This window comes from Mesorhizobium sp. ORM8.1 (assembly GCF_053005525.2).
Genome location: NZ_CM132600.1, coordinates 3,113,957 through 3,129,217, shown reverse-complemented (window position 1 = coordinate 3,129,217; position 15,261 = coordinate 3,113,957). Strand labels below are relative to the sequence as shown.

The window sequence follows — 15,261 nt, the reverse complement described above, 5'->3', positions numbered from 1 at the left end:
TGGCCAACGGCGTTCCGGGGAATTCCTATGGATGATTGGAAGTTCGAAGATCCACGCAATGTCGCCGTGTTGTCGGACAGGAGCATATTTAAACGTGGCGACTGGATCGCATACGTTGTGCATGAAGCTGATGACGACGACAACTACAATGATGAAGGTGGCAGTTGGCAATTTCATAGCAGCGACAAGCAAAATCGGGAATGCGAGGTAATGCTCGTCGGTCTGGAGCAGGTGGTTCGGCTGGATGAAAGCCTCCTTGCCTTGGCCGATTTGCCAAAAGGCTGGCATGCTTGGCGTACCTCGAAATTGTCGCCTTGGCAGCGCGCCAAATCACTCCCCGTACCCTCAAACGACAACGAATGATGCAGCAGGGCCTTAAGTCGAACTTTGCACCAGTTCGCTGTTCTCCGGAACGGATGGTGCGTCCCCCTGCTTCGGAGGCTCCTTGATCCGGAACCACGTCACATAAAGCGCCGGCAGGAACAGCAGCGTGATCGCGGTACCCGCGATAATGCCACCCATCATGGCGTAGGCCATCGGTCCCCAGAACACTTCGCGCGCGATCGGGATCAGCGCCAGGCTGGCCGCCGCCGCTGTCAGCGCGATCGGCCGCATGCGATGCTCGGTCGCTTCGATCACGGCCGCCCAACGATCCTTGCCCTCGCGCACCAGATCCTCGATCTGCACGATCAGGATGACCGAGTTGCGGATCAGGATGCCGATCAGCGCCAAAACGCCGAGGATGGCGACGAAGCCGAGCGGCGCGCCGCTCGGCACCAGGGCCGCCACCACGCCGATCAAGCCGAGCGGCGCCACCGCCACCACCAGGAACAGGCGCTGGAAGCTCTGCAATTGCACCATCAGGATGGTTGCCATGATGAACAGCATCAGCGGCACAACGGCGGCGATCGGCCCTTGGCTCTTTGCGCTTTCCTCGACAGAGCCCGCGGTCTCGACCGAATAGCCGGGCGGCAGCTTGGCGATGAAGGCCTCGACGGACGGTTTCAGCTCGTTGACGACGGTTGCCGGCAGCACGTCGCCGACCAGGCCGGCGCGAACGGTGATCGTCGGCGTGCGGTTGCGCCGCCACACCGTCGGCTGCTCGAGGTCGTAGCGGAAGTTGGCCACAGCGGCCAACGGGATCGCCTCGCCATTGCCGGTCGGCAGCTGAATGTTCTGCAGCGTCTCGATCGAGCCGCGCTCGGCCTCGCGCGAGCGCGCCACGACGTTGATCAGGTAGGTGGCGTCGCGCACCTGCGTGATCGTCGCGCCGCCGACCGTACTGTTCAGCGTGCTGGCGATGTCGGACGAGGTGATGCCGAGCTGGCGCGCTTTGTCCTGCAGCACCTCGACCCTCAGCACACGCTGCGGCTCGTTCCAGTCGAAGGTCGGTGCTGCAAGTTTCGGATTGGCCGAAATCAGCCCGGCGAATTGCTGCGCCAGCTCGCGCACCGTCTGGATATCGGGACCACCGACGCGGTACTGCACCGGCCTGCCGACCGGGGGTCCAAGCTCGAGCGGCTTGACGAAAGCGTCGGTGCCGACGAACTCCGCGCGCAGCAGTTTCTCCAGCGCCGGCTTTACCCGGTTGCGTGCCTCGATGCTCTTGGTGACGATGACGGTCTGGCCGAAATAGGGATTGGCCGGCTGCACGTCATAGGCCAGCACGAAGCGCACCGCGCCCTGGCCGATATAGGAACTGAAATGGTCGATGTCGGGGTTGCCGACCAGTGCGCGCTGCTCGAAGCGCTCCATCTGGTCGCGCGTCTCGGCGATCGAGGAGTTCTGCGGCAGGTTCCAATCTACGATCAGCTCCGGCCGGTCCGACGGCGGGAAGAACTGCTGCTGGACGAGGCCGAAGCCGGCGATCGAAGCTGCGAATAGCAACACGGTGACGATGATGGTCAGCCAATGATGGCGCACCGAGCCGACAAGCACGCGCCGGAACAGCGAGGTGAAGCGTCCGGGCTGGTCGTGGTGCTTGGTCTTCATCGTCGCCGGCAGGATGGTGACGCCCAGCAACGGCGCAAACAGCACCGCCACGATCCATGACACCAGAAGCGAGACGGCGATGACGACGAACAGCGTAAAGGTGTATTCGCCGGCAGCGCTTGAGTTGAGGCCGATCGGAATGAAGCCGGCGACCGTCACCAGCGTTCCGGTCAGCATCGGAAAAGCGGTTGAGGTGTAGACGTAGGTCGCCGCCTTGCGCAGATTGTCGCCGACCTCCAGTCGCGCCACCATCATCTCGACCGCGATCATGGCGTCGTCGACCAAAAGGCCGAGCGCGATGATCAGCGCACCGAGCGAAATGCGCTGCAGCGATATGCCGAGATACTCCATGACGGTGAAGGTGATGGCCAGCACCAGCGGGATAGACAGCGCCACGACGAAGCCGGCGCGCATGCCGAGGCTGATGAAGGACACCGCAAGCACGATGGCGACGGCCTCGAACAGCGCGCGCGTAAAGCCCGAGACCGCCTCCTCGACGATGACCGGCTGGTCGGCCACCAGATGCACGCCGACGCCGACCGGCAGGTCGGCCAGCACCTTGTTCATTTCCTCATGCAGGGCCTCGCCGAATTTGAGCAGATTGGCGTTGGGCTTCATGCCGATGGCAAGCCCGATCGCGTCCTGGCCGTTGAAGCGGAACAGCGCCGTCGGCGGGTCGGCATAGCCGCGCGTGATCGTCGCCACGTCGCTCAGCCGGAAGAAGCGATCGTTGACGCGCAGGTTGATGGCGCGCAGGCTCTCCTCGGAGGTGAACTGGCCGCCGACGCGCACGCTGATCCGCTCCGGGCCGGACTGGATGACACCCGACGGCGTGATGGCGTTCTGCGCCTGCAGGCTGGCGACGATCTGCTGCTGGTTGAGGCCAAGTGCCGCGATCTGGCGGGTCGAGAATTCGAGATAGATAGCTTCGTCCTGGGCACCGACCAGATCGACCTTGCCGGCATTCGGCACGGTCAGGATCTTGCTCCGCACGTCCTCGACATAGTCGCGCAGCTGGCGCGGTGTCAGCCCATCCGACGTGAAGGCGTAGATGTTGCCGTAGACATCACCGAAGCGGTCGTTGAAGAACGGTCCCTGCACGCCTTGCGGGAACTGCGCCTTGATGTCGTCGACCATGTTGCGCACCTGAATCCAGTTCGGCACGACATCGCGCGCCTTGGTGGTGTCCTTCAGGTTCACGAAGATGACGGTCTGGCCGGCGGTTGTGACGGACCTGGTGAAGTCGAGGCTGTCGAGTTCCTCGAGCTTCTTTTCGATGCGGTCGGTGACCTGCTGCACCGTCTCCTTCACTGACGCGCCCGGCCAATTGGCCTGGACGATCATCGTCTTGATGGTGAAGTTGGGGTCTTCCTCACGGCCGAGATTGAGGTAGGAGAATACGCCGGCCACCACGAAGACCAGCATGAAATACCAGACCATGGAGCGATGGCCGAGCGCCCAGTCGGAGAGATTGAAGCCCTTCATCAGACGCCGCCCTCCAGGACTTTGACCTTCTGGCCTTCGCTCAGGCTGTGGACGCCCGCGGTGATGACGCGCATGCCGGCCTCAAGTCCTTCGGTCACCGTGAAGCGGCCGCCATTCTTGGACGCGATCTTGATCTCGCGCGTGGCGACGTTTGATGTCTGCGGATCGACGACCCATACCTTGGTGGCCCCGTCCTTCTCGAGCAGCGCCGAGATCGGCAGTTCGATCGTCGGCGCCACCTTGGTCATGCGCGTTGCCGTGATCGTCGAGCCGAGCCGGAAGGCCGTCGGCGGGTTGACGAGCGTCAGTTTCACGCGGCGGCTGCGCGTCGCGCCTTCCGACTGCGGCGCGATCTCGCGCAGCTTCGCCTCTGTTTTGATCGTCGGCAGCGATTGCAGGACGATATCGAAGGGCATGCCGACACTGAGGTCGCCGGTCAGCTGATCAGGAATGTCGACCACTGCCTCGCGCGGATCGGTGCGCGCCACGGTGACGACGGTCTGCCCGGCCGAAACCGTCTGGCCGACTTCGGCGCCGACCGCCGTGACGACGCCATCGAAATCGGAGAACAGCCGGGCGTAGCCCAACTGCTCCTGCGATTTGGCCAAAGCGGCGTTGGCGCGCTCGACCCCGGCTTGCGCGGCTTGCCTTGCCTGTTGCGCGGTATCGAAGGTGGCTTGCGGCGTGTTGGCGGAGGCAAGCAACTGCCGCTGACGGTCCTCGCTTGCGGCGGCGTTGGCGAATTGCGCCTGGGCATTTGACAGATCCGCTCTCGATACCTGCACGGCAAGCTCCAGCGCGGTCGGATCGAGCGCAGCGATGGTGGTGCCCTTGGTTACGAGGTCGCCGACCTTTACGTCGCGCGAGACGACGCGGCCGAGGAGGCGGAAGGCGAGGTCGGCGCTGTATTGCGGCTGCACCGTGCCGGCGAAGCCGAAGATCTCGACGGTCTTCGGCTCGACCACCATCGACAGCACCGGCCGGATGACCTCCGGCGGCTTTTCTTCCGAGCGCGAACAGGCGCCAAGCGATGCAAGGACGAGCAGGACGGGGATGCCGGGCAAACGTTTCATTGGCTGGCCCCCGCGATGTCGACGGTCTGTCCCGGACTGAGCAATTGTCCGCCGGCGGTGACGACGCTTTGGCCCTCCTGCAAACCCTTGTCGACGGCGACCACGCCGGAATCGAAGGCAAGCACATCGACCGCCGCCGCCGCCACCGCCTTGCTCGACGGATCGACGACCCAGACGGCGGGTTTGCCGGCGGCTGAGGTCAGCGCCTGCCAGGGCAGGAGAATAGCCTTCACCGGCTTGGCGCTGACGGTGCCGATCACCGCGGCCCCGAGCGGCATGCCGGCCGGCGTATCGGGAATGCCGATCTTGACCCGGATCGAGCCCGACGCGGTATCCACTGCCGGCGAGATTTCGCGCACCTTGCCCACTGCCCGGACCTGCGGGTCCGAAAGCAGGGTGATCGTTACCGCCGGGGAAGGCGCCGTCTGGGCGACCAGCGTCTCATGCACGTTGAACACCGCGTCGCGGTCGCCGTCCTCGGCGACGGTGAAGACGGTCTGCGCCGCCTGCACCACCTGTCCGGCCTCGACCTGGCGCGCCGTGATGACGCCGGCGGCGCCCGCCTTGAGCTCGGTGTAGGACAGGTTCTCCTTGGCGTTGGCCAAGGCGCTGTTTGCCGCGTCGACGCTGCCTTGCGCCACCTTCAACACCTGGTCGGTGCTGTCGAAATCGCGCCTTGTCGTATAGCCTTGCAAAAGCAGTGTTTTCTGCCGCTGGAAGGCGGCCGCGGCCTGGGTCTGCTGCGCCTGCGCGGCGTCGAGATCGGCCTGCGCCGAACGCAGGTCCGATTCCTGCTCCTGCGGATCGATGCGCGCCAGCACCTTGCCGACGTCGACATGCTGGCCGACATCGACCAGCCTTTCGGCGACGCGGCCGCCGACGCGGAAAGACAGGTTGTTCAGAGTGCGCGCCGCGATCACGCCGGTCAGCGAGGTTCGCGGCGCATAATCGGCAAGCGCCACCGTTTGCGTCGTCACCATCACAGGCAGCTTCTTTTCCGCCGCCTGCTGCTTCTGGCAGCCGGCGGCGGCGAGCGCGGCGCAGGCCACAAGCAAAAGCACGGATGGATGAGACGAAAGGCGGGATGGTGAAGACGGCAAGGCGGACGATGTCGCGTTCCTGCTCATGGTTCCCCTCAGTTCCGCGCAGGCTCTTCCAGGGGCGGCACGTCGCGGATGGACGTGAAGATAATCGATCCTCATAAAAAGGAAACCGTCCCCGTACGCGTACCGCCCCAGCTGGTTAAGAACGGTTCAGTGCCATCCGACAGGCCCAATCGACTGGGCCATGGTGCCGACTTGAGGAAAACGTGAAATAAGGTCAGAAGACACTGATTAAACGCAACGGGCTTTCGCCCGATGGGGGATGAGATGAAGAATTCAGCGATTTCCGAACGCAAGAACCAGTCGATCTCGCGCGGCGTCGGCATGACGACGCAGATCTATGCCGATCGCGCCGAAAATTCGGAAATCTGGGACGTCGAGGGCCGCCGCTACATCGACTTTTCGTCGGGCATTGCGGTCGTCAACACCGGCCACCGCCATCCCAAGGTGATCGAGGCGGTCAAGGCGCAGCTCGATCGTTTCACCCACACCTGCCATCAGGTCGTGCCCTATGAGAGCTATGTGCATCTGGCCGAGCGCCTGAACGGCATACTGCCCGGCAAGTTCGATAAGAAAACCGTCTTCGTCACCACTGGCGCCGAGGCGGTGGAGAACGCCATCAAGATCGCCCGCAACGCCACCGGCCGCCAGGCCGTCATCGCCTTTTCCGGCGGCTTCCATGGCCGCACCTTCATGGGCATGGCGCTGACCGGCAAGGTCGTGCCTTACAAGGTCGGTTTCGGCGCCATGCCGGGCGACGTCTTCCACGCGCCGTTCCCGGTCGCGCTGCATGGCGTTTCCGTGGCGGACTCGCTCGCCGCGCTCGATAAACTGTTCAAGGCCGATGTCGATCCGAACCGCGTCGCCGCCATCATTCTCGAGCCGGTCCAGGGCGAGGGCGGCTTCTACGAGGCGCCGCGCGATTTCATGGCCGCGCTGCGCAAGATCTGCGACCAGCACGGCATCCTGCTGGTCGCCGACGAGGTGCAGACCGGCTTTGCCCGCACCGGCAAGATGTTCGCCATGGAGCACTACGATGTGGCGCCCGATCTCACAACCATGGCCAAGAGCCTTGCCGGCGGCTTCCCGCTGTCGGCCGTCACCGGTCGCGCCGAGATCATGGACGCGCCTGGCCCTGGCGGCCTCGGCGGCACCTATGGCGGCAGCCCGATCGGCGTCGCCGCCGCGCACGCCGTGCTCGACGTCATCGAGGAGGAAAAGCTCTGCGACCGCGCCAACGCACTCGGCGCCAGGCTGAAGCAGCGCCTGGACTCGATCCGCGACGACGTGCCGGAGATCGTCGACATCCGTGGCCCGGGCTTCATGAACGCGGTCGAATTCAACGACGTGAAGAAGGGTATGCCGTCGGCTGAGTTCGCCAACGCGGTCAGGCTGAAGGCGCTCGACAAGGGCCTGATCCTGCTCACCTGCGGCGTCTACGGCAACGTCATCCGCTTCCTGGCGCCGATCACCATCCAGGACGGCGTCATGACCGAGGCGCTGGATATTCTGGAAACCTCGATCCGCGACGCGCGCGCCGCCTGAATGGGCGGTGCGGTGTTCCCTGACGGTCTGCACTTACGTGCATGAATGAGCCGTCAGGGCTCGGATTCCGCAACTAGGCCGGAATGTCTGTCCTGGGTGCAGAGCTCGAGACGCCGGTCTATCGGACTTGTGCTCGTCTTCGCAGCGCCGCGAAATAATTATCGTCAACGGGTGCGCCCGGCGCGGATGACGCCCCCTCGAGTAGCAAGCCGCGCAGAAGTTGACGATCCTGATCGTGGCGGATTAACTCACGCACATACTCGCTGCTGGTGCCATAGCCGCGCTCCGTCACCTGCCGGTCGACAAAATGCTTCAGGCTGTCGGGGAGTGAGATGTTTAACATGCTCATTCAGGCATTTTGTTGCCTATGGCAAAAATTGGCAACCCTATGCGCTGGCCTTGGCCGGCTCCATATCCTGAAACGCGGCAAGCGCTGCCTTCAGCCCTTCGGGACCCATGGCCACCGTCTGTGGCGTCGGCGAAAAGCCGGCGCCGAGCATTTTGCGTCCGAGCATGTGGTCACCGGGACGGTTGACGGATTCGATGCCGAGCAGCCGGTTGCCGGCATAGTGGTAGATCGAGAACTTGTTCTCGGCGAGATCGCCGAGCACGACATGGTGATCGCCGCCTTGCGTCAGCCCGACCATCTGCAGCTTCATATCGCCGATATCCGACCAGAACCACGGCACGGCGGAGAAAGGTTCGGCATGGCCGACGATGGTGCGTGCGGCAAGCCGCGCCTGGTCGGTGGCGTTCTGCACCGATTCCAGCCGCACATCCCCGCCGGTGAACCAGTGCCGGTAGGAGGCGGCGTCGCCGATGGCGAGGATTTCCGGGATCGAGCTCTGCATATGCTGGTCGACGCGGATGCCGTTGGCGGTCGCCAAGCCGGCGGCTTCCGCCAGTTCCACATTGGGCACGACGCCGATGCCGACGATCACCATCTGCGCCGGCAGGCGTTCACCCCCGACGCGATCGCGGCCGCGACACGGCCGCTTTCGCCCTCGAGGCGAGCGACGGTGGTGCCGGTCAGGATGCGCACGCCGATCGCCTCCAGGCGCTGGCGCACATGGCTCGCGATCACCGGCGCCACGGCGCGGCCGAGCAATCTGTCCACGGCCTCGACGACGGTGACGTTGCGGCCGGCGGCGCGCAATGTCGCCGCGATCTCAAGACCGATGAAGCCGCCGCCGAGGATAACAACATCCTCGGTTCGAGCGCTGAGCTCGCGGATCAGGCGCGCGTCGGCAACGGAGCGCAGCGAGACCACGCCGGCGAGCCCGGTTCCGTCGAGCTTGAGCACGCGCGGCCGCGAGCCGGTGGCCAGGACCAGCCGGTCGAAGGCAAGTGGGCTGCCGCCCGCGACGTTCAACTGGCACGCGCGGGCGTCGATGCTGTCGATGCGCGTGCCTGGCCGGAAATCGATGCTGTTGCCCGTATAGAAGGCTTCGCCGCGCAAGGGCTGCGGCTTGGCCTCGGCGTCCTTGATGAAGGTCTTGGACAGCGGCGGTTTGTGATAGGGCAGTTCCTGCTCATCGCCGATGAGGATGACCGGACCGCCATAGCCCTCCTCGCGCAGGCTCGCGGCTGCCTGCACGCCGGCATGGCCCGCACCGACAATCACAATCCCGTTCGTCATCGCCATCCTTTTGTTTTTAGAAATCTAGGCTCTTGCGCCAGGTGGCGATTGTCTGCCGCCGCCGCAAGAGTGGGCGTCGGGGTCGCACCCAGGACGGCTCTCTGTCAATTGCGCCACCGATCGAATTCCTTAGGCAGGCTTGAGGTCTTAAAGTTGATAGTTCTAGTTTAGAATAATTCTAAACTATTGTTTCAATTGAATTTTCCGCGTCGCGCCAGTTGACTTCCGACCCTTCCATCGTTTTATGAAGGGCTGCGCGCAAAGCGCATTCCTTTGATGTCTGGGCCTTGAACCCGTTCGATTGGAGGCTACCGGTGACTTTTTATCGCGAACCGCGCATTGGCGCGGCCCACATCTTATCGGGCATGTCGATGCCTCGGCGCGGGTGGACGCGTGCGCCTTTTGTTGAATTCCCAAGGAACTGGAGAAAGATAATGACGGCACGTAATGGCAGCAGGCTGGCAGCGATCTGCGCCACGGCTGCATTGACCGCGGCGGTTTTCGTGCTGCCGGCGAACGCCGAGACCGATGCGAAGGCGGTGATCAAAACCTATTCGGACATCGCGCTGGCCAAATACGAGGATCTGCTGACCACCGCGCAGGCGCTGGACAAGGCGGTCGACACGCTTCTCGCCAAGCCTTCCGCCGACACGCTGAACGCGGCCCGCGAAGCCTGGAAGGCGTCGCGCATCCCTTACCAGCAGACCGAAGTCTACCGTTTCGGCAACAAGATCGTCGACGACTGGGAAGGCCGGGTCAATTCCTGGCCGCTGGACGAAGGCCTGATCGACTATGTCGCCAAAAGCTACGGCAGCGAGTCGGACGAAAACGCGCTCTACACGGCCAATGTCATCGCCAACAAGGAAATCGAGATCAACGGCAAGAAGGTCGACGCCTCGAAGCTGACGCCCGAATTCCTGTCCAGGACGCTGCAGGAAGCCGGCGGCGTCGAGGCCAATGTCGCGACCGGCTATCACGCCATCGAATTCCTGCTCTGGGGCCAGGACCTGCATGGCACCGGGCCCGGCGCCGGTGAGCGTCCGTATACGGACTACGACCTCAAGAGCTGCACCAATGGCAATTGCGACCGCCGCGCCGAATATCTGAAATCGGCGAGCGACCTTCTGGTGTCCGACCTGCAGGAGATGGTCGGCAATTGGAAGGAAGACGGCGCCGCGCGCAAAGCCCTCTCAGATGGTGAGCCGAATGCCGGCATCTCGACCATCCTGACCGGCATGGGCTCGCTGTCCTATGGCGAGCTTGCCGGCGAGCGCATGAAGCTCGGCCTGTTGCTGCACGATCCGGAAGAGGAGCAAGACTGCTTCTCCGACAACACCTATATCTCGCACCTCTATGATGCCGTCGGCATCCGCGACGCTTACCATGCCAGCTACAAGCGGCTCGACGGCTCGGTGGTTTCAGGCCGGTCGGTGTCCGACATGGTGAAGGTGGCCGATCCGGCGATCGACAAGGAATTGTCCGGCAAGCTCGACACCACCGTCGCCAACATGGAAGCCATCCAGAAGCGCGCGCTCGGCGGCGAGGCTTACGACCAGCAGATCGCCGAGGGTAACACCGAAGGCAACGCCACGGTGCAGGCGGCGATCGACGCGCTGATCGAGCAGACCAAGTCGATCGAACGCGCCGTCGGCTCGTTGAAGCTCAACGCCATCGCCTTCGAAGGCTCAGACAGCCTCGACTCACCGGACAAGGTGTTTAAATAAGAAGGCCGCAGGGCCAGTAACAAGCCAAGCGGCGCCGGAAGGGGCGCCGTCAGCCAGAGCAAATAAATGCTGATCTGCCATTGCAACATCATCACCGAGAAGGAGATCGAGCAGGCCATCATTGGCCTGCTGGATGAGGATCCCTGGCAGCTTATCGTGCCGGCCAAGGTCTATCATGCCATGCGCAAGCGCGGTCGCTGTTGCGGCTGCTTTCCAAATGTGGTGGAAACGATCATTCGGGTCACCGAGAATTACCACACCCGCTCAGAGGTGGGCGGCGTGGACATCGTTTCACACTTGGACCGCGTAAGAGGCTTGCGCGTCCAATACGGGAGCAGAACCCATGAAAGGCGAACCGCAGATCATCGAGCGGCTTAATGATGCTCTGTTTCTGGAGCTTGGAGCCGTCAATCAGTACTGGGTCCACTATCGTCTGCTCGAGGACTGGGGCTACACCAAGCTGGCCAAGAAGGAGCGGGCCGAATCGATCGAGGAAATGCATCACGCCGACCGGCTGATTGCTCGCATCATCTTCCTCGAAGGCCATCCGAACCTGCAGTCGGTCGCGCCGTTGCGCATCGGCCAGAACGTCAAGGAAGTGCTCGAATCCGATCTTGCCGGCGAATATGACGCACGCACCGCCTACAAGCGCTCGCGCGAGATCTGCCACGATACCGGAGACTATGTGTCGATGAAGCTGTTCGAGGATCTGCTGTCGGACGAAGAGGGTCACATCGACTTTCTCGAGACGCAGCTCGACCTGCTTGCCTCGATCGGCGAGGAAAAATACGGCCAGCTCAACGCCGACTCGGCCAACGAGGCGGAGTAAGGACATGCGGGAATGCGGCGCACCGTAGATTTTCCGCGCCGCCCGCGGGCCGCAGCCAGCGGCCCGCCATTCCCGAAGAACCCGCGATACCAAAACCATCGCGGGGCTTCGCTTCTGCTGGCAATCGTGCTTTCCACACCCGCTTTGGCCGGCGAGCCAGCCGGTCTGCCCACCAGCCGAACCGACTTGTCGCCGAAAGACCAGGCGAGGGTGCTGGCCGTCACCCGGCCGACCACCGACTTTTCCAAACCCGAGCCCTTCGAACGGATGCAGGGTGGCGCCGGTACCTCGCGCAAGGACGTCAACCGCGACGCCTTCTCGCAGTCCTCCGCCAACATCACCTTCGAGGAAGAGGGCACCTTCAAGCTCGGCAATGCGCTTTTCCGCAAGAATTGGGTGTCATCGCCGTCCTCGACGCAGGCCTCCGATGGCCTTGGTCCGCTGTTCAACGAGCGCGCCTGCCAGAACTGCCATCTGAAGGATGGCCGCGGCCGTCCGCCGGAAGGCGCGGGCTCGACCTCGATGTTCCTCAGGCTCGCGCGCGACGCCGGCAACGCTGGAGAAGAAGCAGCACTTGCCGGCCACAAGGTGCTGAACTTCCCCGATCCGGTTTACGGCACGCAATTGCAGGAGCTGGCGGTTCCCGGCCTGAAGGGCGAAGGCCGCATGCGTGTCGACTATTCCGAAGTGAAGGTGGCACTTGCCGATGGCACCGTCGTTCCGCTGCGCAAGCCGAGCTACGCGGTCGAAAACCCAGGCTACGGCCCGCTCGATCCACGCATCACGCTGTCGCCGCGCCTGACACCGCCGATGATCGGGCTCGGCCTGATCGAGCAGATCGCGCCGGCGGACATCCTGGCCCGCGCCGATCCGGAAGACCGTAACAGCGACGGTATCTCCGGCCGTCCCAACATCGTGCGTGACGAGCTGGGCGGCGAGATAAGTTTGGGCCGCTTCGGCTGGAAGGCGCAGACCGCCTCGATCCGCCAGCAGGCCGCCGATGCCTTCGCCGGCGACATCGGCATCTCGACGCCGGAAATGCCGAAGCACTGGGGTGATTGCACCCAGGCGCAGAAAGATTGCCTTGCCCTGCCGAATGGCGTTCAGAAGCGCCTCGGCATCGCGGAGGCGCCGCCGCCGGTGATGGACCTCGTCACCTTCTATTCGCAGAACCTGGCCGTGCCGGCGCGCCGCGATCTCGACAAACCCGACATGCTTGCCGGCAAGAAGCAGTTCTACGAGATGGGCTGTATTGCCTGCCACACGCCGAAATTCGTCACCATGCGCGGCACGCCCAACAAAGCGCAGGCCTTCCAGTTGATCTGGCCTTATTCCGATTTTCTTCTGCATGACATGGGCGAAGGCCTCGCCGATGGTCAGCGCGTCGGCGAAGCCACCGGCAGCGAATGGCGCACGCCGCCGCTCTGGGGCATCGGGCTTACCGCGACCGTCAACGGCAACAGTTTCTACCTGCATGACGGGCGCGCCCGCAGCCTTGGCGAGGCGATCCTGTGGCATGGCGGCGAGGCCCAGAAGGCGCGCGACCGCTTTGCGGGTGCTGCCGCCGCCGATCGTGATGCGCTGATCAAATTCCTGGAGTCGCTCTGATGTCGAAACGCCTCGCGGCCGTTCTTGCCCTTCCGCTCCTGCTGGCCGCCGCATTGCCGGCATCAGCGGCCGTGAAAGCCTCCGATGTCATCGGGCGCGCGATCGACGGCTTCGTCCGCCCGGCCTATGCCGCCCTCGACACTCACGCCGAAAGCTTGGCCAAGGCGATGCATCAGCTTTGCGATGCACCGTCCGAGCAAAATCTGGAAGCGGCGCGTTCAGAGTTTTCCGGCACGGTCGAGGCCTGGTCGGTGGCCGAGGTCATCGGTTTCGGCCCGGTCAAGGAGAACAACCGGCTGGAGCGCATGCTCTATTGGCCGGACCGCAAGAGCATCGGCCTGCGGCAGGTGCAGGCGACGCTCGCCGCGAAGGACCCGTCATCGACCGATCCGGTGCAACTGGCGGGCAAGAGCGTCGCCATGCAGGGACTGGGCGCGCTCGAATATGTGCTCTACGGCGACGGCGCCGAAACGCTTGCCAAAAAGGGCGACCCTTATCGCTGTGCCTATGGCGCGGCGGTGGCCGGCAACATCAAGACGATCTCAGGCGAGGTTCGCGACGCCTGGCAGAAGCCCGACGGCTTTGCTTCGCTGTGGGCCAATCCAGGTCCGAAGAACCCGCTCTATCGCGACGGCACCGAAGCGGTGACGGAGCTGGTCGGCGTCTTCATCAACGAACTGGACATGATCCGCGACGTGCGGCTCAAGGGGTTCCTCGGCGCAAAGCCGGACGCCGACAAGCCGAAACAGGCGATCTACTGGCGCTCGCGGAACACGGCCGCATCGCTGGCCGGAAACCTGTCCGGCATCGACCAGCTCTTCCAGGCTTCCAAGCTTGGCGATGCGCTGCCCGCGGATGCGCAATGGATGGCGCAATCCATCCACATCCAGCTCACCAATGGCGTGGCGACGGCAAAATCGGTCACTGGACCCATCGACAAGGCGCTCGCCGATCCGGCTTTGCGCGACAAGCTTGAGCATTTCGCACTGATCACCTCCAGCCTTTCGACCTTGATCGGCACCAGGATGACGGCCGAGTTCGGCCTGACCGCCGGCTTTTCCTCGCTGGATGGGGATTGAGCGATGGCTCGGCTGGGTACAGCGCTCATCGACCGCCGCGACTTCCTTCGGGCAGCAGGCGCCAGCTTCGCCGCCGCGCTGGCGCCGCGCGCCTGGGCCGACACGCTGGCAGCGGACGCTGTCTTCGCCACGGCTTTCGCCAAGCGCGACGGCAGTTTTGGCGCCGCCGTGCTGTCCGAAGCCGGCAAGATCCTGCACATAGTCGATCTGCCGGACCGCGGCCATGACGTCACCTTCGATCCCATGTCGAAGCGATCGGTCGTCTTTGCCCGCCAGCCCGGAACTTTCGCCGTGGTCTTCGACCATGCCGGCCGCGAGCAGCCCCTGACGATCCCCAGTATCGCCGGCCGGCATTTCTTCGGCCATGGCGTGTTCTCGCGCGATGGCGCCGTGCTCTATGCGACGGAGAACGACTTCGACAATGCCGCCGGCGTCGTCGGCATTTACGACGCGCGCGCGAAATTCAACCGCATCGGCGAATTTCCGACCTATGGCATGGGCCCGCATGAACTCTTGCTGCTCGGCGATGGCCGGACTTTGGCGATTGCCAATGGCGGCATCGAAACCCATCCCGATTTCGGCCGCGCCGAGCTCAACATCGCGACCATGAAGCCGTCCTACACGCTGGTCGACCGCATCACCGGCGACCTGATCGAAAAGCACGAATTGCCGCCGTCGCTCCACCAGCTGTCGATCCGCCATATGGACCGCGACCAGGCCGGCACCGTCTGGTTCGGTTGCCAGTATAGGGGACCGGCGACCGACCGTCCGGCGCTGATCGGGCGTGCGGTTCGCGGCAAGGACCTTGAACTCTTGGAGATGCCGCAGGACGTGCTCTCCGGCTTCCGCAACTATATCGGCTCCGTCGCCGCCAATCCCGGCGCCGGCACCGTCGCCGTCACATCGCCGGAGGAAACGCGCTGGCGGTGATCGACGCGGCCAGCGGCCAAGTCGTCACGACCAGGTCGCTTGTCGAAGTGTGCGGCCTCGCGCCAGACGGCGCCGGCTTCATGGCAACGACAGGCGCCGGTGAGATTATCGGCGGCGCAGGCGCGACCCGTTCCGAGCCCGACTATGTCTGGGATAACCACATGCTGCGCATCTCCGCCACGGCCTGACGGCCTGCCGAAGCAATTCCAGGAAAAGTGTGAAGCGGTTTTCCGTCCGGGATTGCGTCAAACAAG

General features: G+C 63.9%; 11 protein-coding genes and 2 pseudogenes. 8 read left to right on the top strand and 5 right to left on the bottom strand.

Annotation, left to right across the window (positions count from 1 at the left end; translation table 11 throughout):
* The first annotated feature begins 27 nt into the window (after positions 1-27).
* On the top strand, positions 28-363 hold the full coding sequence (locus ACVDG8_RS15815) for a hypothetical protein (RefSeq protein ID WP_447255487.1): 336 nt from the start codon (positions 28-30) through the stop codon (positions 361-363).
* A 12-nt stretch (positions 364-375) separates the two neighbouring features.
* Here the strand turns inward: ACVDG8_RS15815 and ACVDG8_RS15810 are convergent, their stop codons facing one another.
* Genes ACVDG8_RS15810 through ACVDG8_RS15800 form a run of 3 tightly spaced genes read right to left on the bottom strand, consistent with a single transcriptional unit; the run spans position 376 to position 5,677 of the window.
* Complete coding sequence (locus ACVDG8_RS15810) at positions 376-3,477, bottom strand: efflux RND transporter permease subunit (RefSeq protein ID WP_447255486.1); 3,102 nt, start codon at positions 3,475-3,477, stop codon at positions 376-378.
* Positions 3,477-4,550, bottom strand: coding sequence for an efflux RND transporter periplasmic adaptor subunit (locus ACVDG8_RS15805; RefSeq protein WP_447255485.1), 1,074 nt, complete (start codon positions 4,548-4,550; stop codon positions 3,477-3,479). Before ACVDG8_RS15805 ends, ACVDG8_RS15810 begins: the two co-directional genes overlap by 1 nt.
* Positions 4,547-5,677: an efflux RND transporter periplasmic adaptor subunit gene (locus tag ACVDG8_RS15800; RefSeq protein WP_447255484.1), complete on the bottom strand. Its 1,131-nt coding sequence runs from the start codon at positions 5,675-5,677 to the stop codon at positions 4,547-4,549. The genes ACVDG8_RS15805 and ACVDG8_RS15800 overlap by 4 nt, the downstream gene beginning before the upstream one ends.
* A gap of 243 nt (positions 5,678-5,920) precedes the next feature.
* On the opposite strand from ACVDG8_RS15800, the gene ACVDG8_RS15795 reads away from it, so the two are divergent.
* On the top strand, positions 5,921-7,198 hold the full coding sequence (locus ACVDG8_RS15795) for a 4-aminobutyrate--2-oxoglutarate transaminase (RefSeq protein ID WP_447255483.1): 1,278 nt from the start codon (positions 5,921-5,923) through the stop codon (positions 7,196-7,198).
* 118 nt (positions 7,199-7,316) lie between these two features.
* Here ACVDG8_RS15795 and ACVDG8_RS15790 read toward each other — a convergent pair whose 3' ends face one another.
* Both ACVDG8_RS15790 and ACVDG8_RS15785 read right to left on the bottom strand, forming a co-directional pair.
* Positions 7,317-7,547 carry a ribbon-helix-helix domain-containing protein gene (locus ACVDG8_RS15790; RefSeq protein ID WP_447255482.1) on the bottom strand — a complete coding sequence of 77 codons (231 nt, stop codon included), beginning with the start codon at positions 7,545-7,547 and terminating at the stop codon, positions 7,317-7,319.
* A gap of 37 nt (positions 7,548-7,584) precedes the next feature.
* A pseudogene (locus ACVDG8_RS15785) lies at positions 7,585-8,837 on the bottom strand (NAD(P)/FAD-dependent oxidoreductase).
* Between the two features lie 434 nt (positions 8,838-9,271).
* Between ACVDG8_RS15785 and ACVDG8_RS15780 the strand changes: the two are divergent.
* The 6 genes and pseudogenes from ACVDG8_RS15780 (at position 9,272) to ACVDG8_RS15755 (ending at position 15,195) form a co-directional block, all read left to right on the top strand.
* Positions 9,272-10,561 carry an imelysin family protein gene (locus ACVDG8_RS15780; RefSeq protein WP_455707781.1) on the top strand — a complete coding sequence of 430 codons (1,290 nt, stop codon included), beginning with the start codon at positions 9,272-9,274 and terminating at the stop codon, positions 10,559-10,561.
* Positions 10,562-10,627: 66 nt separating this feature from the next.
* Positions 10,628-10,939 carry a (2Fe-2S)-binding protein gene (locus ACVDG8_RS15775; protein ID WP_447255480.1) on the top strand — a complete coding sequence of 104 codons (312 nt, stop codon included), beginning with the start codon at positions 10,628-10,630 and terminating at the stop codon, positions 10,937-10,939.
* Positions 10,905-11,390 (top strand): bacterioferritin, encoded by a 486-nt coding sequence (bfr, locus tag ACVDG8_RS15770; protein ID WP_447255479.1) that lies wholly within the window; start codon positions 10,905-10,907, stop codon positions 11,388-11,390. The genes ACVDG8_RS15775 and bfr overlap by 35 nt, the downstream gene beginning before the upstream one ends.
* 12 nt (positions 11,391-11,402) lie before the next feature.
* On the top strand, positions 11,403-12,998 hold the full coding sequence (locus ACVDG8_RS15765) for a di-heme oxidoreductase family protein (RefSeq protein WP_447255478.1): 1,596 nt from the start codon (positions 11,403-11,405) through the stop codon (positions 12,996-12,998).
* Complete coding sequence (locus tag ACVDG8_RS15760; protein ID WP_447255477.1) at positions 12,998-14,077, top strand: imelysin family protein; 1,080 nt, start codon at positions 12,998-13,000, stop codon at positions 14,075-14,077. Before ACVDG8_RS15765 ends, ACVDG8_RS15760 begins: the two co-directional genes overlap by 1 nt.
* Positions 14,078-14,089: 12 nt before the next feature.
* Positions 14,090-15,195 (top strand): annotated as a pseudogene (locus ACVDG8_RS15755) (DUF1513 domain-containing protein).
* Positions 15,196-15,261 lie beyond the last annotated feature (66 nt).

What these genes read in the sequence shown, in the direction of transcription:
- ACVDG8_RS15815 (WP_447255487.1), top strand. Translation starts at nt 28, where the DNA reads ATGGATGATTGGAAGTTCGAAGATCCACGCAATGTCGCCGTGTTGTCG.
- ACVDG8_RS15790 (WP_447255482.1), bottom strand. Translation starts at nt 7,547, where the DNA reads ATGAGCATGTTAAACATCTCACTCCCCGACAGCCTGAAGCATTTTGTC.
- ACVDG8_RS15805 (WP_447255485.1), bottom strand. Translation starts at nt 4,550, where the DNA reads ATGAAACGTTTGCCCGGCATCCCCGTCCTGCTCGTCCTTGCATCGCTT.
- bfr (WP_447255479.1), top strand. Translation starts at nt 10,905, where the DNA reads ATGAAAGGCGAACCGCAGATCATCGAGCGGCTTAATGATGCTCTGTTT.
- ACVDG8_RS15780 (WP_455707781.1), top strand. Translation starts at nt 9,272, where the DNA reads ATGACGGCACGTAATGGCAGCAGGCTGGCAGCGATCTGCGCCACGGCT.
- ACVDG8_RS15775 (WP_447255480.1), top strand. Translation starts at nt 10,628, where the DNA reads ATGCTGATCTGCCATTGCAACATCATCACCGAGAAGGAGATCGAGCAG.
- ACVDG8_RS15800 (WP_447255484.1), bottom strand. Translation starts at nt 5,677, where the DNA reads ATGAGCAGGAACGCGACATCGTCCGCCTTGCCGTCTTCACCATCCCGC.
- ACVDG8_RS15810 (WP_447255486.1), bottom strand. Translation starts at nt 3,477, where the DNA reads ATGAAGGGCTTCAATCTCTCCGACTGGGCGCTCGGCCATCGCTCCATG.
- ACVDG8_RS15795 (WP_447255483.1), top strand. Translation starts at nt 5,921, where the DNA reads ATGAAGAATTCAGCGATTTCCGAACGCAAGAACCAGTCGATCTCGCGC.
- ACVDG8_RS15760 (WP_447255477.1), top strand. Translation starts at nt 12,998, where the DNA reads ATGTCGAAACGCCTCGCGGCCGTTCTTGCCCTTCCGCTCCTGCTGGCC.
- ACVDG8_RS15765 (WP_447255478.1), top strand. Translation starts at nt 11,403, where the DNA reads ATGCGGCGCACCGTAGATTTTCCGCGCCGCCCGCGGGCCGCAGCCAGC.